The sequence below is a fragment of the Fodinibius sp. GM21 genome (assembly GCF_058386955.1).
Map to the genome: position 1 here is coordinate 243,095 of NZ_JBYEIQ010000002.1, position 21,214 is coordinate 264,308.

General features: G+C 41.3%; 26 protein-coding genes. 7 read left to right on the forward strand and 19 right to left on the reverse strand.

Translation table 11 applies throughout. The features are described from left to right. Nucleotides 1–4: 4 nt before the first annotated feature. The 11 genes from ACT3IB_RS04925 to ACT3IB_RS04975 are packed head-to-tail and all read right to left on the reverse strand — an operon-like array spanning nt 5 to nt 6,472. Entirely contained in the window at nt 5–1,267 is a 1,263-nt protein-coding gene (locus tag ACT3IB_RS04925) for a P-loop NTPase family protein (protein ID WP_491537894.1), read from the reverse strand. Nucleotide 1,268: 1 nt separating this feature from the next. Further along, a complete protein-coding gene (locus ACT3IB_RS04930) occupies nt 1,269–1,592 on the reverse strand; it encodes a peptidoglycan-binding domain-containing protein (protein WP_491537895.1) in 324 nt (107 codons plus the stop codon). Then, a complete protein-coding gene (locus tag ACT3IB_RS04935) occupies nt 1,592–1,999 on the reverse strand; it encodes a hypothetical protein (RefSeq protein WP_491537896.1) in 408 nt (135 codons plus the stop codon). Before ACT3IB_RS04935 ends, ACT3IB_RS04930 begins: the two co-directional genes overlap by 1 nt. Beyond that, nucleotides 1,992–2,678, reverse strand: a complete 687-nt coding sequence (locus tag ACT3IB_RS04940) for a hypothetical protein (protein ID WP_491537897.1) — start codon at nt 2,676–2,678, stop codon at nt 1,992–1,994. The genes ACT3IB_RS04935 and ACT3IB_RS04940 overlap by 8 nt, the downstream gene beginning before the upstream one ends. A gap of 1 nt (nt 2,679) precedes the next feature. Continuing rightward, nucleotides 2,680–2,988: a hypothetical protein gene (locus ACT3IB_RS04945; RefSeq protein ID WP_491537898.1), complete on the reverse strand. Its 309-nt coding sequence runs from the start codon at nt 2,986–2,988 to the stop codon at nt 2,680–2,682. 1 nt (nt 2,989) lies between these two features. Next, nucleotides 2,990–3,346, reverse strand: coding sequence for a hypothetical protein (locus ACT3IB_RS04950; RefSeq protein ID WP_491537899.1), 357 nt, complete (start codon nt 3,344–3,346; stop codon nt 2,990–2,992). Between the two features lie 10 nt (nt 3,347–3,356). Further along, nucleotides 3,357–3,773: a hypothetical protein gene (locus tag ACT3IB_RS04955; RefSeq protein WP_491537900.1), complete on the reverse strand. Its 417-nt coding sequence runs from the start codon at nt 3,771–3,773 to the stop codon at nt 3,357–3,359. Nucleotides 3,774–3,782: 9 nt separating this feature from the next. Continuing rightward, a complete protein-coding gene (locus ACT3IB_RS04960) occupies nt 3,783–4,814 on the reverse strand; it encodes a transglutaminase-like domain-containing protein (RefSeq protein ID WP_491537901.1) in 1,032 nt (343 codons plus the stop codon). Further along, nucleotides 4,811–5,038: a hypothetical protein gene (locus ACT3IB_RS04965; protein WP_310681598.1), complete on the reverse strand. Its 228-nt coding sequence runs from the start codon at nt 5,036–5,038 to the stop codon at nt 4,811–4,813. The genes ACT3IB_RS04960 and ACT3IB_RS04965 overlap by 4 nt, the downstream gene beginning before the upstream one ends. A gap of 9 nt (nt 5,039–5,047) precedes the next feature. Then, complete coding sequence (locus tag ACT3IB_RS04970) at nt 5,048–5,452, reverse strand: hypothetical protein (protein ID WP_491537902.1); 405 nt, start codon at nt 5,450–5,452, stop codon at nt 5,048–5,050. A gap of 21 nt (nt 5,453–5,473) precedes the next feature. Then, nucleotides 5,474–6,472, reverse strand: coding sequence for a hypothetical protein (locus ACT3IB_RS04975; RefSeq protein WP_491537903.1), 999 nt, complete (start codon nt 6,470–6,472; stop codon nt 5,474–5,476). A gap of 320 nt (nt 6,473–6,792) precedes the next feature. Here ACT3IB_RS04975 and ACT3IB_RS04980 point away from each other — a divergent pair, with 320 nt between their 5' ends. From ACT3IB_RS04980 to ACT3IB_RS05000, 5 genes are all read left to right on the forward strand, one after another. Next, on the forward strand, nt 6,793–7,914 hold the full coding sequence (locus ACT3IB_RS04980; RefSeq protein ID WP_491537904.1) for a hypothetical protein: 1,122 nt from the start codon (nt 6,793–6,795) through the stop codon (nt 7,912–7,914). Between the two features lie 144 nt (nt 7,915–8,058). Then, entirely contained in the window at nt 8,059–8,916 is an 858-nt protein-coding gene (locus ACT3IB_RS04985; protein ID WP_491537905.1) for a hypothetical protein, read from the forward strand. A gap of 146 nt (nt 8,917–9,062) precedes the next feature. Continuing rightward, nucleotides 9,063–9,407 (forward strand): hypothetical protein, encoded by a 345-nt coding sequence (locus ACT3IB_RS04990; protein ID WP_491537906.1) that lies wholly within the window; start codon nt 9,063–9,065, stop codon nt 9,405–9,407. A 150-nt stretch (nt 9,408–9,557) separates the two neighbouring features. Beyond that, nucleotides 9,558–10,517, forward strand: coding sequence for a hypothetical protein (locus ACT3IB_RS04995; protein ID WP_491537907.1), 960 nt, complete (start codon nt 9,558–9,560; stop codon nt 10,515–10,517). Nucleotides 10,518–10,534: 17 nt separating this feature from the next. Further along, complete coding sequence (locus ACT3IB_RS05000; RefSeq protein ID WP_491537908.1) at nt 10,535–11,476, forward strand: hypothetical protein; 942 nt, start codon at nt 10,535–10,537, stop codon at nt 11,474–11,476. 166 nt (nt 11,477–11,642) lie between these two features. Here the strand turns inward: ACT3IB_RS05000 and ACT3IB_RS05005 are convergent, their stop codons facing one another. Then, nucleotides 11,643–13,127, reverse strand: coding sequence for a Fic family protein (locus ACT3IB_RS05005; RefSeq protein WP_491537909.1), 1,485 nt, complete (start codon nt 13,125–13,127; stop codon nt 11,643–11,645). A gap of 172 nt (nt 13,128–13,299) precedes the next feature. Further along, nucleotides 13,300–13,536 (reverse strand): hypothetical protein, encoded by a 237-nt coding sequence (locus ACT3IB_RS05010; RefSeq protein ID WP_491537910.1) that lies wholly within the window; start codon nt 13,534–13,536, stop codon nt 13,300–13,302. Nucleotides 13,537–13,652: 116 nt separating this feature from the next. On the opposite strand from ACT3IB_RS05010, the gene ACT3IB_RS05015 reads away from it, so the two are divergent. Both ACT3IB_RS05015 and ACT3IB_RS05020 read left to right on the forward strand, forming a co-directional pair. Beyond that, nucleotides 13,653–13,826 carry a hypothetical protein gene (locus tag ACT3IB_RS05015; protein WP_491537911.1) on the forward strand — a complete coding sequence of 58 codons (174 nt, stop codon included), beginning with the start codon at nt 13,653–13,655 and terminating at the stop codon, nt 13,824–13,826. Nucleotides 13,827–13,900: 74 nt separating this feature from the next. Then, nucleotides 13,901–14,359: a very short patch repair endonuclease gene (locus tag ACT3IB_RS05020; RefSeq protein ID WP_491537912.1), complete on the forward strand. Its 459-nt coding sequence runs from the start codon at nt 13,901–13,903 to the stop codon at nt 14,357–14,359. Here the strand turns inward: ACT3IB_RS05020 and ACT3IB_RS05025 are convergent. The 6 genes from ACT3IB_RS05025 to ACT3IB_RS05050 form a co-directional block, all read right to left on the reverse strand. Beyond that, nucleotides 14,356–16,242, reverse strand: coding sequence for a Z1 domain-containing protein (locus ACT3IB_RS05025; RefSeq protein ID WP_491537913.1), 1,887 nt, complete (start codon nt 16,240–16,242; stop codon nt 14,356–14,358). The two genes, ACT3IB_RS05020 and ACT3IB_RS05025, sit on opposite strands and share 4 nt — an antisense overlap. 11 nt (nt 16,243–16,253) lie before the next feature. Next, entirely contained in the window at nt 16,254–17,303 is a 1,050-nt protein-coding gene (locus ACT3IB_RS05030; RefSeq protein WP_491537914.1) for a restriction endonuclease PLD domain-containing protein, read from the reverse strand. 16 nt (nt 17,304–17,319) lie between these two features. Beyond that, nucleotides 17,320–18,441, reverse strand: a complete 1,122-nt coding sequence (locus ACT3IB_RS05035; protein ID WP_491537915.1) for a DNA cytosine methyltransferase — start codon at nt 18,439–18,441, stop codon at nt 17,320–17,322. 326 nt (nt 18,442–18,767) lie between these two features. Beyond that, the gene (locus ACT3IB_RS05040; protein ID WP_491537916.1) at nt 18,768–20,087 is read right to left on the reverse strand and encodes a sensor histidine kinase; all 1,320 of its coding nucleotides are present in this window, start codon (nt 20,085–20,087) and stop codon (nt 18,768–18,770) included. 130 nt (nt 20,088–20,217) lie between these two features. Then, nucleotides 20,218–20,799: a hypothetical protein gene (locus tag ACT3IB_RS05045; protein WP_491537917.1), complete on the reverse strand. Its 582-nt coding sequence runs from the start codon at nt 20,797–20,799 to the stop codon at nt 20,218–20,220. Further along, nucleotides 20,750–21,037 (reverse strand): hypothetical protein, encoded by a 288-nt coding sequence (locus ACT3IB_RS05050; RefSeq protein WP_491537918.1) that lies wholly within the window; start codon nt 21,035–21,037, stop codon nt 20,750–20,752. The genes ACT3IB_RS05045 and ACT3IB_RS05050 overlap by 50 nt, the downstream gene beginning before the upstream one ends. Nucleotides 21,038–21,214: the final 177 nt, after the last annotated feature.

Here is a 21,214-nt window from a genome sequence, read left to right on the forward strand (position 1 = left end):
CGGGCTAGCCCAGTATTTTGGTTAAGAAGGCATCCAGTTTGGCCTGGCTTTGTTTGGCGGCTTCAATGTCGATAGGCTGCTGTGTTTCCGCAGCCGAGCCGGTATCTTTCTTTACCGGTTTTTCGGTTGTAGAAGTGTCGGCGGGCTGGGTGACTGTAGCGGGTTTATCTTTGCTAGCAGGCTTCTGTTTTACCTTCGGCGTTGGCGCCTCATTTGCAGAAGATTTCTTATTCTTCTTGGCAAACGCTCGTTCCTGTCGCTTATATTCTTTAGCGCCCAAAACGACCTTGGCATGATCTTGTTTGAATATGCGTACTTCCAGGTCGCCATATTTGCTAATCAGTTTTTTCCAACACGCCTTTAAACCACCGCTAGAACCTTCGGTACAGGCCTGGTACTGGAGGTGGCCGTCCAGCAGCAGGTCCAAGACATATCGCTTTTTGGGATAGTCAGCGGTGTACCGGATCGACAGGTGGGCGTTTTCGGATTCCCCGGAATGCCGAGGGGCGTAGCAAGGCATTTTGCTGCCAAACATGGAGTTGATGCGTTTCCAGGAGCGAATTTTGTGGAGTTTGTCCAGCTCTTTTAAGGTGATTTTAAAAGGGGTATCAACGGGGTTCTCGCGGTTGTCCGTAGTTTGTTTTTTCGCTGGCTTAATTTTTGGAGAAACGTCTCGGTCGGCGGCCGTAAATGGTACGGCAATGGCGGTCAGCTCCCGGTAGCGGTTCTTTTCGGTTTCGGCTCCGCCTTCTTTAGTGACCTTAATTTCAATGTCGCATTCGTGGGCGATGCTGGTGTTGCCTTTGTACTGCCCGTCCTTGGTGGCATGGGAGACCATGACAAACATGATTCCGTTTTCGCGACACCACTGGGCCAGCTCCACGGTTTCCTTGGCATTGGCATCAATCACGGAAATCGAATCCAGGATGCAGGCGAAGGACCGGTTCTTGAGCAGGAATTCTTTGAGCGCCTGAATGGATTTCCACTTGGTGAAGTTCAGGTTCCGGTGGGTGGCTCCGAGTCGCTTCACACGGTCGACCAGGGTTTTGCCAAAATGCTCTTCGGCGGGGATATATTCGATGCGCCCGTGCTCGGCCAAGGCGTCGGCCAATCCCAGACTCATGGTGGATTTACCGGCACCTTTTTCGCCCCAAATAAAAATGACGGCATTCTTCTCGGGCTCGCCGAGCAGTCGCCCGTAGGGTTGGGCAATGGTAATGCCTTTGATATTAAGTTTAGAAAGCTGCTGGGCAGTCATTGATTCCATATCAGGTTCGTCTAGTTTTTTTGATTGCGATTCCAATTCCAATAATGGCGATAGTCCCTAATACGAGAATACGCGTTTTTACAGTGGGAGCGCTTCGTGGTACTTGTAAAGACTGTTGGCTAATACCGAGCTTGGTAAGCAGTATCCCATCGACAATTCCATTCGGTTGTAGTCCCAATTTGTGCTGGGCTTGTTTGACCGCCTGCTGTGTTTCGGGACCAAATATCCCGTCGACGCCATATTTGGGGAGCCCAATTCCAAGGGCTTTCAGTGCTGATTGCAGGTGCATGACCTGCGGGCCTTTGTCACCTATTTTGAGAGTCATTAGGAAGATCGTTTGCGGTTTATGAAGGTGAGACCGGCTATTCCGATGGCGATGCCCATGGAGAGAAAACCGGCCTGTTTAAGTGCGGCCATAGATTTACTTTTTGCAACGGTCTCTTCAAGACCGATAAGATCACTTACAGCCTGCAGGTCCACATATTCGAAGTACCTGTTGATAACCCCGGCATGCTGGCGGTAGACATTATTTAATCCATCTTTATCGTTCGTAAGCCCGGCCATGATGATGGCCGTAGTTGCGGCTTTTCCTTTCTTGCCACTTAGGGCACGGTCGGCTAGGCTAATGGCTTTGCGAAACGCATTTGTGCCGGTTTGGCGCAGGTAGCTGTTTAGCCTGCCCATACCGTCATCCACAATTTGATAGTCTCGACCTTCAATGAGTTCATGCATTTTTCTGTTCCTCTCGGCCGGTGTCAGGGCTGGCTATGTTTTTCAAGCTGTCTCTCAGGCCAGGGATAAGCGGGCCAAGGAAATACGCCCCGGCTCCGATGCCCACCAGCCATAATACTTTGGTGAGCGTATTGTTGACGCCGCTGAATGCGCTTTGGGGACTGGGCAAGCTAATCTGATACCACGGTTCGGTGGGTGGAGCATATACCCCGCTCTGTTGGCCTTGGTCAATATCCAGATCTAGCGTCATGACCTTGGAGGCCGCAAGCGGTTTAGCCTCGGAGATATTGGCTTCGGTAACATTACTGGGATGCAGCTCAAAGATGACCGGGTGATTACGGTCCGGACGAAAAGATCGCCCGAACACCAGCCGGGTTTGCCCGCGACAGCCGTCCCACATGCTGGTCAGGATTCGGGATATGGCCAGTACCTTTCGGGATTGTGGATCGAGGGCCGCGATGACCGCATCCGGACATGCGATAAGCAGAAACGAGTTCCAGAAGTTGCGGTACCGGTCGATTTCGATATCAACGGAGAAGGGAACCCCGTTTTTGGGCACTCCGCGCTCGGGATACCGGCCGATAATGCGAACTTCGCCAGCCTCAGAGCTGATAATATTGCCTGTAATGCCAGCGGATCCTAATCCGTTGTCACTATATGCAGATTGGGTTTGGGTCATGTTATCTTCGTCTGGTTAAGATTCTATAGGCCACGTATCCACCGGCAATCCATCCCAGGGTTTTCCTGTGTTGGTCAAACCAATTTCGGAGCTCTTCGGAGGGTCGGGCGGCGGAGAGCCGCTGGCAGATCGATTGGTCCTCAGAGGCTTCAACCTCTGCCCCTTTTGGGACTTCCTGCAGCTGGATGGTCGGTTGCAGGTACACCTTTTCCTCCGACCGAGAGGGATTTGGGTAGCGCCCGTTAGGAATATGACCATCGAGATAATGAGAAATTCCTACCGGATGGGCGGGATAAGTGGCTTCAATCATATTACGATTTCTTTTTTAGTAAGGTGTACATGAGTCCTCCCCCTACGGCAACGACGCCGCCAATAAGCAACATGCTTGTCATGTTGGGGCCGCTCGATTTTTGGGCTTGCAGGAGTGCCATCTGTTGCTGTGGGGTTAGACCACTGCCACTGGAGTTATTTTTACCGCCATTGATAACCCCGTCCACGGTCACGGCAGTATCGGCCGCTGTGGTCAAAAAGCTGGACAAGTCATTCAGGATGCTGCCAAACTTGGTTTTCTTTGACTCCGGAGGGGCCGTAGGAAAAGTGGTGGAAGTAAAATTAAATGGTCGAGTAGTTTGCAAGAAATCGATTTGATCGAAAGAGCTGCTGTTCATAGGTGTACCTCTACGTGGATTTAGCGTTGGCTTTTTTCTTTTTGGCAACAAGCAGTATGGCAGCTCCCAGAATAGCAACTCCGCCCACTGCTGCGCCCGCAATCATGGCCGTGCTTGCGGTCTCTTGTTTGGCAGCGGTATCGGTGACGTTGTGCTGTAGGGCTGTCATGAGTTGCTGTTTTTCCTGTTCTATTTTCTTCTTTTCAGCCAGCTTGCGCTCGTGGGCCTTGCAGAGGGCCTGCGATTTTTCGCGCTTGCGCCGACAGCTTTTGAGCTTGCCGAACATCTTGCCTTTACAGCTTTGGTTGGCATACCGGCAGGGATCATCTTCTTCCCAGCCACCTAAGCCACTTCGTAGGCTATTAGGTATGATCAACTGATCATCGTCGTTTGTTATCGCTATAGGTTGTAAGTAAGCACTACTCATAAGTTCAGGTCAGGAGTGGTTAAGGGTCCAGTAGCTGATTCCGCCAAGCGTCAAAAGCCCGGCCGAGAGTCCGCCGTACAGGAGCCATTTTTTGTTTCGGGATTCTTGTTGGCTGGCCAGGAAACTGCCATCCAGGCTTCCGTACCTATTCAGGTAATCAACGGCCGGTTGGCCATGTTCCTGGATAACCATAGCATACTGCTGGAGGACCGCGTTATCCTTTTGGGAAAACGAAATGACATCCGAGCGGACCCCTCGGGCCATCAGATAGTCTCGCCACTGCCCGCGCTGGATACGCTCGTCTTTATCCTTCGCGCCAAACCATTTTGAAAACATGCTTTTCATAGTGACGCCTGTTTGCAGAGCTGTCGTTGCAGCAGCGGTCAGGGTAATCGGGTCAATACCTAATCCGTCCGGCATCCGGTTCGGCAGGTGCTTGGATTTTTTGATGAGGGTTTCGTCAAAGGCGAATCCTGGATATTTGGCGACAGTCGTATCAAAAGATTTCCATCCATCAGGGGAGCGAAAGACGGTGTAGATATGATCGTAGTTTCGTCCCGACCGGCTTACAATGCGAAATCCGGTTTGAATGCCCAGGCTTTGCAGCAGGGCTGCCGACAGTATCGCGTGATCGTCGCAGTCTCCGGCCTTTTGGCGAAGTGTGACATCCGGAGATTGAATGCGTTCAATGTTCCAGGGATCCCGAACGTAGTTGATATTGCGGGTCATCCACTTGTAGATAAAATTTGCAATCTGATCTACATTTCGTAGGTCAGGAAGGCCGGTGCTAATATTCTTGGGAACCCTACGAGTGATTTTTAAGGCAAGGCTGCGGATATCATCCCGGCCAGTATATTTGGTTACGAGCCTGGAAGCTAGTTCGAGGACGCCATCGATTCCAGGGTATCTTCGACGGCGGGAAAAAATAGGGGCGGCAGCATCACCTTGTGGGGGATTTGCTGCCGCCTTATTGCTCATCACTAAACCGTCGGTAGTGACTGCGTTACGGGAAGGGGTGATATGAGGATAATGGCTGCTCAAGAGCGGTAGGTTATATAGTCAAGCAGAAGTTGCAGGCCATGTTCAGGATTGCGCGTTGTTACATCACCGAGCCGCTTCGCCAGTTTCGGGTCAAGATCGCCCAAGCTGATAAGCACGCCCGCAAATTGACGGGAGCGCGTGATGGTCGTTATTCCGGCAGTATCCAATTCCTTGTAGATATTATCCCGAAGGCTCGTGACGGGTTGTTGGGTAATGGTTGGCATAGCTGTTAACTAAGATTTGGGTCCGTTGGAGGTGACTAGTTTCTGCAGCTCGATAATAACTTCGGTGAGGAGCGTCTTTATTTGATTGCTTACCTTCATACCAGTAAAGCGTAGCAGCTGTTGGCAAGCGAAAGGGGCAGGGATATAGCAGAGCGTAGTTGCGTGTTGCCCTAATCCATCCACAAGGGGATATATCGTTTTTGCAATGCGTTCGGCTCCTATATCCCTGCTTATCGCTTCTTCAGAAAGTAGTTTAGCCATGCGTGTCCAATCCTGTATCGTAATCGGGCGCCCATAAGACTGCATCAGTGCCAGTTGTGATTTAATGCGTTTGGCATAGCGCCCGTAGGGCTGCGGGTGGTCACCAAGATAGTCGAGGGCCATCTTAAGCAAGGGAATATGATTAGGATGCATGGCGGGGTTGTTCAAAGTTAGTTATATGGTCATGGATGATTCGGGATGGCCACCTGCCTCAGGTGAAGAAAAGCTGCCGTTCAGAGTCGGCCCGCCTGCGCCGTCCAGCAGGGTCTCTGGGATATCGGCTCCGTCGGCGGGAAGGTGCCGAGGAGTCTCCTCCCCGGCACCTTTGGATTGTTCGGCTTCGTTGTTCAGGAGGGCATCTTGTTGGGGTAGGTCAGAATTTTTCTGTGATTGAATCTTTTGGGCTACTGCGGCTTTAAAAGCCTCGGTTTGCTCGGGAGTTAGTTGGCCTTGGCTGCCGGCCCGTTGGGCAAAGAGCCCTGAGATGACGCTAAAGAACAGCGGCGCATTTTCTTCCAGCATATCCAGCATGCGGCTTCCGGCGTCTCTGCCGCCCGCTCGCTGTTCCATCTCCATGCGGAACTTTACCTTTTCCAGTTCTCCGAGCTCTTTTTCGAGGGCTTTGAGGTTACTTCGTTGAATTTCTTTGAGGCGGTCAATCTCGTTGCGGTGTGATTCCTTGAGGTCGGCCAGCTCTTTCTGGTGGGTGAGCAGGGTCGTGGTTTTGTCCTCGGCAAGTTCCCGCTTCAGATTCATAATCTCATCAACCTGCTGGCGGATCTTGCGGTCCGCATCGTGGAGCTCCCCTTCCAGCCGAAGAATACGATTGCTATAATAGTCTTCGTCTTTGGTCTCCCTGGTGCCTGTTGATTGCCCGAAGGGGTCAGCAGCTACTTCAGCCTGCTTGTTTGGATCGTCAATACGGAAATTGATTTCGATATCATGGTCGTCGCCGGTATGCAGCGTATAGATGCCGGGCTCCAGGCGACACATAGCCTTCGCCACCTTAAAAGGAGAACGAATGTTGAAAGGAATATCCTTTTCGACATCAATAAAATCATCGGTTCTGCCAGTAATGCGCCCAAAAATAGGCATACCTTCTCGCAGTTCCTGGAGCGTGGTGGCATAATCGCGTTGCTGGTTTTCTAAGGTATTTGATAAGTGCTGAGGCATCGGACCAGGCTTGGTTAATGTGTTGTGATTGTGTCATTTATTACAATCACCGATGTCAACGTAACACTATTTCAAATCAAGAGAAATACCTCGGGATGGGCTGGAATAGTCTGCAATAAACTGCCAGAGATTGGGACAGGATGGGAAAAGAAGAAACAAGATAGGCTTATTTTCAAAGGAAATATGTGCAAGTGTTATTTGTCTGAAAAGGTCTTATATGATGATATACTTGTTAAGTTTGAATGGCAATTTTGCATGTTGTGATGACAATGAATAGTATTTGAGTCGAATGATTAGCCTGCAAAAATCAACCCGAGTAAATGTTTATAGAAATTTCACAGCTTCAAGAATATGATAGTGATGAACATGAAAAGGTATCTGAGAGGTGGAATACTAAAGTAGGAATCAAGGCTCAAAAGCATATTGAAAACTTAATCAATCGCGGAGCGGGTGAAGATTTTTTACACTATGATGTTCAAAGCGGAATTTTAAGCGGATTTCTTGAACACGAATGGGACTTAAGAGGCATAATTTTAGCTCAACTTGAAGTTGAATGCCCAAAAGGTGATAACTTTCAAGGTATAGACTTTTCCTACAGCAAGTTTTTTAATTGTCACTTCGAGGGATGTTTGTTTGATGCCACTTTTTTATTTACAAAATTTAGAAACTGCACATTTGAAAATTGCACTTTTAGTAGTGCCCTTTTTAAAGGTTCTTTTATCAGAAATTGTGAGTTTGAAAACATTGATTTCATAAACTATTGCAGAATTGATAATTGTGAAATAGAAAACACAAAAATTTCAGGATTCTTCACTAAAAGAAATCTTTTCAGCAACTGTAAAATTTTCAATAGTACTGAGATAGAAAAACCTCAAGAATTTCCGAACGGTAATTGGGAGGATTTGAAGTTTGATTATCAAACTCTGACTGATTTTTATTCTGAATTGAGTTTAGGTTTCAATGAGACCAAAGCACTAGAAAAAAGTTCAAAAAATAGGTTCTTAGCTAGAAAAGCTTATACCAATCACAACACGAAATCTGAGATAAAAAAGTGGTTAAGGTTTTTAGTCAACGAAAAAGTTGCAGGTTATGGTGAGAAACCTAGTTTTGTGCTACGAGCTTCGATTTCATTGATAGTATTATTTGCCATATTCTACCTTTTTTCTGGCTTTTCAGTAAAAGGTTCTTCTGAAATAATTAACTATAACATTGATTTATTTGGATTTTGGAGCCAATTTAATGACTTAAGTTTCTACACATCATTAGCTGATAATTTCCTTACTTCTTTGTATTTCAGCACGAAAGTCTTTCTTATAATTGGTTCAGATAATCTTTCATTAACTAGCAACTGGAGTACAACCTGGGTAATTGTTGAAAGCTTTTTGGGAATCACCCTTATCAGCTCTTGGACTGCATTATTGTTAAGAAAGATATTGCGCTAGAATTTGTCAGGCTAACCCGGGTATTACATTAAGGGGACGTACCCTCCCCCGTTCATTTTGGTTTCTTGGCGTCTAATAGTAAAATAGGAAATGGTCCTTGCACCCGTTAAGCGCAAGGTCGTTAGTACTCTACATCAAAACACTATGATTGAATTTGAAGGTGTTTATGGTTTTGAGATTTCTAAACCCTTGAAACTCGATGGTCTTACTATTCAACCAGTTTATCGAGACTTCATTAAGATTCAAAAGCTTTCCAAAGATGAAAACTGTTATCACTTAACTGGCGTCATCAGATATGAAAAAAACACAGTTGAGATTGATCTATTTGACTTAGAAGGAGTCTTAGCATTTATCGATCATCGAGATGTAATAGTTGCAAATAAAGTACAAGCAAAAGACATGCATGAGGCCATTTCAAAACTTCCATCTCAAATCAATGGCTTAAAAAGACATGGCGGTGGTGGAAAGGTTATAATGAGCGATGCCTTTTCTGAATATTCACGTGAAGATTTTACTAAATTGGCATTAGCTGAATTAGCCAAAGATCGCAATAATCAAAATTTAAATAGATCTGTATTTCGTATCGCTTTTTTTAAAACAATTGAAGTTTTTCGAGCGCGGAAACAATTCAGGGAAGTATCATATTATCTACTTTTTTCAGCACTTGAATCCCTAGCAAGATTTAGTGAAAACGATTATACAAGCAGTGCCGAAATACCGATAAGTCAATTTTTGATAGAATTAGGTTTTGATATAAAACAAAATAATCCACAAAATCTAAAAAGATCAATTTCAACTTATTCAAATTTGAGAAATGCGCTATTTCACAATAGTCAAACTAAAACCGAGGTAAACCATAATGGAGATATGGTAGAGCTAAATTTGAATGACTATTTTGGTTATTTCAATCGACTGATGCCTTTAGTCATTATTAAATATTTAGGTTTTGATGATGGTCATATTCGATGGCAAAGCTGGATAGACCGTCAACCATTCAAGTAGAGCGCTAAACCGCGCACCCACCTCGCCAATTCTTTGCCACCCTTGGTTTTAAAGTACATCTTTCGTTAGTTGCTATTCAAACAGTAATGTGTGTGCACCTTATATGCAATGTCTTTAGTTCGCCTTTAAATAAATTGACTTTTAAAATGGATCTTACAGATCAAAGAATTCTTACTTCTACTGCACCATCTTCACAAGAATTTTCGGGATTTTATTTAACTGTTGAACAATTACAAAACTGGCTTATTCATAAGCTACCGATTAGCCAACCTATAGGAAATCGTCCAGATTCAAATTATGACCTAACAAAAATCGAAAATGTGGCAGAAGATGTCGCTGAAGTTATAAATGATGCTGCTAGCTCAAAAAAATATAGAGGTTTGATTTATGTTGACCCAAGTGGAGGAAAAGACGCCCGAAGTGTTTTTTACCCAGCATTAGTTACTCAAGAAGTTTATGAAGAAATAGTGAGTCGTCTTGCAAATTCTTAGTTCTCCATGCCAACTAAACCATTAAGGGGACACACCTCGCTATTCCTTGCCTCCTTTTCATTAATAGTTAAATTCACTTTGTAGTTAATCAAAGGCTGTTGCGACTGCTGGTTATATCAATAACTTTAGGCCAAACTTATAAATTCAAATATGATAAATGTTGAAGAAGTAGATGGTGAAATTGTTGATATACATGTTAATGGCGAATCTATAAAAACAGCCGACCTAGAAGTATGGTATCTGCCCAAGAAATTAATTGGGGATAGCAAAGTCGAAAATTTACCAATTGGTACTCGATTTGAATTTTGTCGTAATATCAGGGATGGAGTAATTGCAATTGATAGTATTCCAACAATAATTGAGAGAATAGCTGGAAATAAAGTACAGGTAGTTTTTTCTGAACTTATTACACGAAAATACTGGGATGGGAAAATTGGACTGAAAGAGTATATGACAACTAAAAAATCCGTGATTGAAGACAGAGCAAAAGAGGCTGGTGATATAGAACTATTAACTTACCACGATGATGGCGTTTATATTCAACTTGAATATGCAACTGAACTTGAAGATGAAAAGCTCATTCAAGTTGCTCAAATGGCTGAGCAAATTTCAGAAGAAATTGAAGGAGCAACTGAAATTATTGCTGGCCGTAATATTTGGAATCCTGAAGATTCAGAAAATGAAAAGGAATTCACACTACGTACTGTAATTCCAATTATTAGAAAAATTGGATTCAATAGTGTTAAATATAATCACGGAAAAAGAGAATACGGTAGAGATATTCTTTTTAATAGAATAACTGAGTTCCAAGAGATTGAGTTTTGGGCCGCGCAAGTTAAGTTTGGGGATATTTCAGGTTCAGCAGGTGGAGATATTGATGAGATAATAGCACAAATTGATGATGCTTTTAAAATGCCTTTTTATGATGTCTATACTAAACAGAAAAATAGAATTTCAAAACTGGCTATTATTATTTCTGGCAAATTTACGAATAATGCAATTGAAAAAATCTGTGAGAAAATAGAAAAACATTCTACCAGAAATAATTTAGTGTTCATTGATGGTGAAAAAATTCGTAGCCTTTCAGACCAATATTTAAAGTTGGCCTAAAGTTAAAATATTCATAAATGAGTTTATTAAATAATGCAGTTGATTCTATTAAAGTTGGTGTAGAGGATTTTGAAGAAGGTTCAAGAGAACGCCTTACATCTTCAGTTAGAAATATCCATGCGGGTATTTTACTTCTTTATAAAGAAGCATTAAAAAGGTTGTCTCCTGATGATAGTAATGATGTGCTTATAAAGAGAAAAATCGTTCCCACAAGAAACAAAGATGATATCGTAAAATTTATCGGACAAGGGAAAACTACTGTTAATGTTTATCAAATTCGGAACCATTTTGATAAGCTTGATATTGAAACTGATTGGGAACAGTTTGAATCAATATCTAAGATCCGAAATGATATTGAACACTATTATACAGAAGATGACCACAGTAGGATTCAACATTTAATTGCTAAATCTTTTACAATAATCAGTTCATTCATAGAAAATGAGCTGAAGGAAAATCCTGTAGATTTGCTTGGTCATATAACTTGGTCAGCAATGTTAGAAGTTGCAGAACTATACAAAAAGGAAAGGGAAAAGTGCCTAAATAAAATCAATAAAATATCTTGGGGATCAGAAGTATTAACTGAAGGAGTCCGAGATATAACATGCGTATTTTGTGATTCCGACCTGCTATTTCCTATACAAAATTCATCAGATATTCAGGATTTAATTTTTGGATGTAAAAGCTGTGGTGCTAAAGAAGAAGCTCAAGGAATTATACCACGAGCTGTGCAAACTGCCCTAGGTTTTGAACATTACAAATCTTATGTCGATGGTTTAGAATATCCCTATGGCACATGTCCAGAATGTTGTTTGGAATCATATGTTATAAAAGAAGAAAGATGTGCATTTTGTGGCTACGAAGCTGAACACTTCTGTGATAATTGTGGCAACAAAATTCCACCTAGTGAAATGATGCTCTCTCCTCTTTGTGCTTATTGCAACAACAAATTAAAATAGGAATTACAGCTGACGCGTAAAGGCTTCCCAGAAGGTTGACCGTTTGAAATAGAGAAATTCGAAAAAATTGGATTTAATAGATGGCCCAAGTGAATAAAAATTAACCTTTCGGGTTTTAATATACGATTAATTTAAATTATCGAGATTTAAGGGATATGTATGGAGCCTAAGCAGGCAGGCGCAACCGAATACCTTCTTGGTCAGCTTCGGTTGGATCCATAAAGGCATTGGTGGCTTTCATCTGAGCTCGTGCCTCATCGTAGTTGTCCCAATTGATAGCTTGCACATATTTTTGACCAAAGTCGAGGGTTCGGATCAAAGCCTCTGATTGCCGGTTGTGAGTCAAAGCCTTTAATGCGGCCAGATAATTGTTTCGGTAAATAGTAGGGATAATAATTTTTTGTTGATCAGCTGCGACGAGTTCTGCATTCATCATGATACGAGCAATACGACCATTGCCGTCCGTAAACGGATGTACTTCGCTAACCAGGAACATCATAAATACCGCCTTCTGAAATGGGTATTCCAATCCTCGATACATTTCGAATCCTCGTTCCAGGGTAGCCATGACAAGTTCGGGTTTTACAAACTGGGTGCTTCCGGCAACATTCATTTTGGCCTTAAATTCACCCGGCTTTTTGTCTTTCCGCAGAGCCATTATGGTAGAATGCCGATTCTTTAACGAAGCAACAAATTCATCAAAGTCTTCAGGTGTTTTTGCCATCTCCGAATAGTTGGAAACAATCCGATAGGTCCCCATTACATCATGAGCATCTTCGGGACGTTCAGCTGGTATCGCATTGTTAAAAACGATATCTGCAGCTTCATCTACTTCAAACTCCGTTCCTTCAATAAAATTGGAAAAATAGGCTTCAAAGAAAGAGAGGTTTACTCGTTCGTCCTGCGAAAGGTTGGACGCAGAACGAGTGTGAGGAGCAAAATCCGATAGATCTTCAAAAAGTTTGAGAAAAAGATCTACGCGATCGGGGTCATACGGTTTTTGGGATTTCCGGGCTTTCCCGACATCTGATTTAATATTGGAGTCGCGCGTGCCCTGCAGGCTGCCAATAAGATCGTCAAGCTTTTCATATTCCTCTTGCATATCCAGCTGTTGGGCAATTTCTCGGGCGCGGTCGCGGATACTATTGACATGATCGGCCCCGCGAACCCGAAAGAGTTTATCCAGGCGTTCTTCCATTTCTTCTTGTCGAAGCGTCCTTGGAACCGATCCTTTACGAGCTCGGGAAGGGCGCATGTTTTCAAGATAGGCTCTGGGTTCGGAGCTAATATGGAGTCCGTTAATAAAAGGACGGTCGCTTTCTAACGGGTCATGTCCTTTTCGCGGGTTGAAAATCAAGCCGGGAATTTCCGTTATACGCTTCTTGGAGGAGACGATAAATACCGACCCATCTTCCGCCGGTTTGTTTTCCAATGCCGTCCGATCGGCAATCAGCGCATCGGGATAGTATTCGGATAGCAGATCGACCCAATGTCGTTTGACAATAATTTCGGGATCATCGGTCAGGTTTTTTGTGTATAGACGGGACCCGATCTTTTTAAGTTCTCCACGTGCTGCCGCTTGCGATACCTGGGAGGAAATATCCGTATGGGAAACCAATACTTCCGGCATGTCATCTAAAAAATTCGCCATTTAAGCTACCTTTTTGAGGTAATTTATTAAACTTTCGGGATTTAATAAATTATTTATTTAAATAATCGGGATTTAGGGTAGGGGTTGGGGATAGGCTGAGATAACAAAAAATATGCGAAGGTTATCTATGTACGGTGTTTTTTGGATTAGATCAATTGATCGCATGTTCCAGTTAGAGGATGATTTCTTTGTTCACTGAGTCCCAATTATCAGCAATTTCCGCAAGTGAGTAGTATTTTGCCTTTCTTCCGCTAATGATGTGAAATTCATCAAAATCATGATAATAGATTGTAACACCATCACTCTTAGTTCGAAATAAACTCCACATAACACCCCCGCCCGAATTATATAACAAATCCTCTTTGGCATGAGGAAATTTTTCTTCAAGTATTTTTTTATGCTTACTCATAAGTAGGTTAATTAAATTGCAAATGATAAACCATTTATTTCTATATTAAATAATTTAATGTTAAATTAAAATAGCCACTCGAAACCAATTCAGGAGAATTACATGACAAATTGCTTTTGGAACTTGAATCTTTAGGATTTCCAAACTTAGCTGATTGGATTCATGAAAGAGAAATCAATCTTAGCAAATATCTACATCACTTGGAAGAAAATAAATATATGATGGAAGATGAAGAGGACGAAAAAGCATTTAAACGTGCAGAGGAAATAGTAAGAATCATATTCCAATAAATTTTAAATTTAAATTTTCTATTCACTAGTTTTGTACACAGTAAGTGTTGAGGTCGGCATATAAATATTACAGAATGGCTGATATTTTTACTAAAAAAGAAAGAAGTAACTTGATGTCAAGAATTGGCAGCAAGGATACGAAGCCAGAAATGAAGATTCGGAAAGGCTTACACGCGATGGGCTTTCGCTACAGTTTGCATGATAAAAACTTACCAGGCAAACCAGACATGAAGCTTCCTAAGTATAATGCCCTGATTGAAGTTAATGGCTGTTTTTGGCACGGCCATGATTGTACAAGCTTCCATCTACCCAAATCACGAGAGGAATACTGGCATAATAAGATTAAAAAGAATCAAAAGCGGGATGAGGAGAACTTAAAAAAACTCTTAAACATGGGATGGAGAGTACTAATTATATGGGGATGCAGCATGAGAGGAAAGTATTCCCATGATCTATTTGATGTGTTGGAGAAAACAGAAAAATGGCTCTTGAGTGACAAAAAATTTGCAGAAATCTCGGAGAATAGTAATTAGCCGGTCATGCTATAGAAAAACTTGTCAGAAGGAAATTTAATATTGGGAATCCACAATGGCTGGCCATCCCATCCTTTTTCTATTTGTCCATTTACACGATACATTGTTAATACAACTCTTTTATTAAATCTGTTACCAAGCGCCCTATCATTCGGAGAAAGTAAAGTACCTGTATTTTTACTAATATCTCGATTCCTTCTGACAATTAGCACTGGATCTTTAAGATATTGCTCTTCAAGAGATAAAATACAGTTTTTATAAGTATCAGAGGGCCAGTCATGATCTTTATTGCTCTGACATAAGGATATTAATTCCAAGATCAAGTCAATATTGGCTACATTGTATTCATCTCCACTGTAGTCTTGCAGCAACCTGTCAATTTCATTTAAATTGGCAGAAGTAGGCGTAAATGGAAAGTGGTTTGTACCACCTGAAATTATTTCCAACTCATCTCTTTTTACAACATTTCTTCTAGTTGGCCGGATATTTCTAGGATAAGTTAGTTTTAGGCCTTCGGCTCCATGCTCTTTTAAATGATTAATCATCGCATTGTTAGCCTCATTTAATTCAACAAACAATTTCAATAATGAAGGTGGAAGAAACAGTCTGATAAGCCCCTGTTCTCTGTCATATCCGAAAGCACGGCAATGCTGCCAAAAAGTATCAGCTTGCGGACTTTGGGATTTCCTACAATAATAGGTCGTTTGAAGATTAGGAAATGTTACGCCTCGTCCTAGTGAATTTCCGCCAACTATAATATTAACCCCATTCTCAAAATCATAATCTGCCTTTGATTTTGAGTTCATGACATAAGGTGTAATTTTCCCCTGTTCTAAGTAATCTTTAGTAAACTCATAACACTTGTCAAAATTAAGTAAATCCGGTTGGGTTTCTTGCAGGTCATACCAAGCCTCATGCAGCAAATCTTTAAAGTCATCATCGCTAATTCCTATAAGTGCATCATTCAAAACCGATCCAATATGAGTAGCAACAGCTTCATGGTCACTTATACTAACACTTGGATGAATTAAAAAATTACAGGACTGTTTCCCAATTTCTTCGATAGTATGAGCAGCTGAAATAAAGAAACTCATGATTGCGTCTAGCATTCCAGGGGGTATGTAACCACTAGTATCTCTTAAATCATCCAGCTCATTTTCGGGGGTCAACTTTATGACATACGACTGAGGATCACTGTAGAAAAAATCCCCTCCCAAGTATCCTTCGCCAGGACTAAAGTAATAAACAAATTCAGGCTTAAATCCAGTTTCTTCAGTTTGTAAAAATAAGGATTGTGGCGTAGCTGTTGTTTGCAGATAGAAACTGCTATTCGACAATCCTCTAATTTCTGTGATCCTTTTATTTATTGTACTTTGCTCATCCTTATTGATCTTAGTATTTAAACTGGCATTGTCACTCTCATCGTCTATAACAAATATTGGTCTCCCGGTTAAGAATCCTGATGATTCTAAAATTCCCTGCCATGTTTCTAGAACCCTGCTATTTTTCTTTAGAACCACAACAACAGGTTTCCTCATATCATTAGCAAGAAACCTCATTTCATCGTTTTCGCCACAAATACAAACAGTATCAAGAAATCTAAATGTTCTTTGCAGAGTCTGCTGCTGTAACTGAATATTATCAGTCGTAAGCACTATGAAAATTTCAAAATCTAAATCTGCAGCTGCAGATAAAACGCCAAGCATCTGACCGGTCTTACCACTTTGTACATTCCCTAAAAGAAGGCCAGACCTGTGCGACCTATAATCAAAATTCTCGATATGTTCAGGTACAAGTTCATTAACTGTCTCACGAATAGAATCAGCAACAGCCTTACCTGTATTTTGTGAAACTCTCTGCAAGTATGTCTCTAGATGACTCATAAATAAATTATCTAACTCCTTCTAAAATTTAAAAACCATTCATCTTTTTCGGTTGTCGGGAACATCTCGATATCATCCCTTCCGTATGCCTCAAGGGTCTCTTCAGTAATTTTTTCTCCAGCCTTGAGAACTCCGGCATTCTGCATTCGTCCCTTAATCCATTTCCCAAGCTTTTTTAAATCATCAACAGACCTAAAATTTTTGCCGTAATCTCCACTTGTCTTGCATTCAAATCTATACCCGTCATCGGTTACTACATGAAAAACATCATGTTTGTCAGGGTACATAGGATCGTCAAGTATGCTTTTAGGAACAATCAACTCCACCTCATACCATGACCGAGGCAGAACTACCCCAGTAGATTTATTTTCTCTCCCCTTTCCTAGGTAAGGGTGAAGGTTACTCTTCCCAGCTTTTTCATAAGGTTTTAACGGGAGCTTAAACTTTTTCTCAACATTAACCTTCGATCGGAACTTTAATAATTGCTCATCATCAAGTTGTTGAACACCGGATAGATCTTCTAATAAATTATTTGTGTGTTTAAATTGATCTATTTCTATAGCTGAAAGTTTCTGTGAAGCATCATCGTAGAGACTATTAATAAAACTACTTACTTCTCTAACATACTCATTGTCAGTAATGAGTATATCGGTTTCATACTGCACTTTAGACTTGTGCGGTAAAATGTTATCCAGGTTAGAAGAGCCAATTAAACAACTTTTTTCACTCCCGTTATTAAAAGAATACATCTTTCCATGAAATGGAAAGCTTGTTACAAGTCTTACTGAGCCAAGAGAAGATTTTTCGAGAAAATTTTCTAATTCCAATGCAGCCGTATACTGGGAATGGGTAAATTTATCAAAATAGTGCATCCCAATGATGAGGTTTATATAAGGCGAACCATTGCTGAAAATGAACTCTTCTAGATGCCTTATTGATTTTTCTGAAACATACCCCGTAACCAAATCAACTGACTTGGAAGAGCGCAATAGTTGATTGAATACTTCAGAAAAACTCTCGTGAGAGGTCTTGAGTGGCTGATAATTTGATGTTAGGAACACTTTGAGATAATTATTTTTACATTACTTCCGCGAAATGGGTGTTGTAGTCATAATTCAATCTTTTCTTTAAACTCATCTGTTTTAAGTTTTCACTTATGGAGTGCAAGTCTTTAGGCTCATAATCATCTTCAAAAAGTGGATGTAGAGCTTCTGCCACTTTATGCACCCCGGCTGGCGGAACAGCATTTCCTATCTGCCTTCTAACTTCAGTCATGCTCCCTTCGAATACAAAATCATCAGGGAATGATTGCAAGCGGGCTCTTTCCCGGTTCGTCAATGGTCTTGGCTCTGGATAATGATACCCCCAGGTACCACCGCCACCAGCAGCGATAATAGTTTTGGCCGGTTCACTTCTGTTAATTCTTCTGTACACATGGCTAATCATACCTTTTACATAATGAGGGCTATCTTTTGGTATATCCGTATAATTCCCTCCTTCGGAAATCAGCTTTAATTTTTCCCTCGTACTATCTTGAATATTCATGTGCTCGTTATTATGAGGCACATCCGTTGCGCCTTCAATAGCTTCTCCTGCTGTCACAAAAGGCAACTTATCTTCATCTTCTCCATGCGTTGGCTGAGGATGAACAAACTCAAATTCAGTATCCATTCTTACACCAACTATCAAAACCCTTTCTCTAAACTGGGGTACACCATATTCAGCAAAGTTGTATAATTGAATTTTTACTAGATATCCGGGGGCAATTTGTTCAAAATCTTCAATAATAGTTTCAATCGCCTTTCGATTGTTTGCACTCAAAAGCCCTTTTACATTCTCTGCTACAAATGCTTTAGGTTTTTTAGCATCCACAAATCGAAGAAAATTCTTATAAAGATTACCGCGGTCACCCTGAAGTCCAGGTCTTTTCCATATCATTGAAAAATCTTGGCAGGGAAACCCTCCTAAAATTAAATCACACTCTGGAATACTATCATCTTCGTAAGGATCTATATCCTCAATATCCCCCTGATTAATAACCTCACCTAGATTTCTCTCAAATGTTTTGCAGGCCCATTCGTCAATATCGTTCGCCCAAACTGTTTCATAACCTTTTTGATGAAAACCCAGATCTAAACCACCGCAACCTGAAAACAATGAAATAATTTTGGGTTTATCTGCGCGACCGTTGTTGCTCATATCTTATAAAACTTTATGACGATGTATTTTTTGGGAGACTAAATTATGCATATACGCGTTCGATGACAAATTATGAAATGCATAAATGTAGCTTAATTATTGACTATTTATCTACGATCTCTTGCTAGATTAATTCTAATAAAGAACGGTTTAAACCGAATTGTAGGCATAAAACAAGTCGTATTCTGTTTGTAATGCATTGATAGCTTAACCAGTCACGATAAGTTATTTAATTGGATTATTGAATAGATAACTTCCTGTGAAAAATATAAGTGCACATAGAATTAACTAAAGATCAATGACAACATTATGTCACCCTATTACATTTATAAACTGCTTGCCCCACCTTTCTTATGCTCCTTTTTGAACTGGATTTTAAATATGTCACTATTCATGTCTTGGGTGTGATTTAGAGTTGCTTCTAACTGTTGGGTAAGAACCTTGATAAGTGTGGCGGGGAGATAGTGGTCAGGTTTTATGAGCTTTTCTTTAATCTCCTCATCGAGTTGTTGAATATCCAGTGTTGTGATTACTTCGTTTTTATCATCAATGTTTAGTGACAGTTTGACTGCTTTACAAGGTTGGGTTCCATTGCCATTCGTCAATCTCGATAATATTTCATTAAGCATTAAACCAAGAGAAACAGCTTGGTTGATATTTAGTTTTAGGGGGTCACAGCTGATCTCCATATCAGGATGGCCGTTTCTTCCATTGCTGTTGAAAAGAATATCCCGCAATCGATCCAGGAAGTTATGAAACGGAATATCTTTAAGGCTCTGTTGCTTAAAGAGGACTTCGTGAATTTCAGCAATTGTAAATATGCGGTTTCGGGTTGTTTGAAGCGGAATAGAATGAAAACTTTGCTGGTATTCCTCCATTTCCAACTCAATCAAACTGATAATCAAGGCAAGATTGTTCTTAACCCGATGATGGAGCTCGCTCAGGAGAATTTGTTTTTCTTCGTTGGATTTTTCCAGCCGTTTTCTAATTTCTACCTGTTTTGTTACATCTACGGCTTCAACAAAGATACCGCTGCATTTACCCTCATCATCAAATAGTGGCTTATAGATAAAATTACGATAGTAGGTATGTTGCTCTTCATCACTATCGATTGTAAAAGGAACTTCATCGCCCTTATATATCTCTCCCGTTTCATATACTTCGTCGAGTAACTCAAAAAAACCTTGTCCTGCTACTTCGGGTAATGCTTCTCTGACAGGCTTTTCTTTTAGTTCACGATCTATCCCTACTAACTGACGATATGCTTCATTTGCATAGTTGAATTGGTGTTGAGGGCCCTCCAGAATACAAATAGCAGAAGGGACTTCTAAAAGTATTTCTTCCAGCTTTTCTTTTTCTTGTTCGGTTTGTTGTCGGGTGCTTTTTTCCTTTTCCAGTAGCTTTTTTATGCGTTTCCGACTATCTCGGAGTTTTAACGCATCCCGTCGGATGAAATAGTATAGTACAAAGGTAGTGACCAAAACAAATGCCCATCCTTTATAGGTCTGCAAAGAGAGAAGTAGGGCTGGATCATCAACCAAGCTGTTTATCAGGCGATCACTGTAGAATATCCAAACGAAAGAGGTCAGAAAGTAGATGAACGCAATTTTAATTTCATATCTATCGAGCGGGAATAGCTTTTTCATAATATTAAGGGCCTCAATCGACTATTTATATTACCAATATGTAAAATACAGTCGAATAATGTGATATTTACGAGCTCAGATCCCTTTAATTAAATTGTTAGAAAGAGATGTAAGCCTATAAATAAGATCCCTATAGGCTTATAGGCAATGATTTCATTCCTATCTGTTCTGCCACAAAATAGGTTGAATTCCCATCCAAAATATCAAAAAGACCTTTTTCTTCTGCATTTAGCCTAACAGAAATAGGTTTTCGTTTAGGTATTTTTCCTTGGTAAGCCTGACGCATATAGATAAAAGCATTGGAAATCCCTTTTACTCTTTTTCTCCTGGGCCGGAGCCAGCTGATAGGTACAATGGCCGTAGCTTCATCCAAATCGAAAAAACGATCTATACAGTTGGGATTCAGGCAAAACATATGCTGGTAGTTTTGCAGGTACGTCCCAACTTGTCCCATATCAAGCCAACCGGTCAATGGGACATCAAAACCATCCTCATTTATATAATTCACCTGAATGAGTTGTCTCGTTTCATCTACATATAGATGGAGTATGTTGAAATCGTGATACTGGCTGTTGATTTCATCTATTTTTGCTGCCCAATGCTCAGTAGATATAGATGGTTTTACCACCTTTTGTCTGGTAATCGGCATTTCATCTACGCGGTTAGATGTTTTCGGCATGGGGATTCTCCTGAATGGTCTGAATGATTTCATCGACTTCTGATTTGCGGCATAGCTTAACGGCTTCACGCCCGGTACTTTTATTCCGCCCGTAACTACGCACGGTGATCATCTTGCGATAGCCGCATCGGTAAAAGGTGGTCCGGGAGATGCGTCCCAGTTTTTCACACATGTAGCCGATTGCTTCGCCAATCGTCATGAAATCTTCATTGCTTGAGGGCATGTTTCCCATCGGGTTGGTGGTATTTTCAGGATTTTCAAAATTAGACATAGTCTTTCTTATTTTCTTAGAGGCCAAGGTTAAGTGCAGTAAAAACTATCGGTTAAGTGTCTAAGAAATTGGCAAAGATTCATCTTAGATATCTTAGACCGATCTTAGACTTCTTAGTCATTTCTTAGTGGTTTTCTTAGATATATTATTATTTACTAACTAACTATTATTATTATA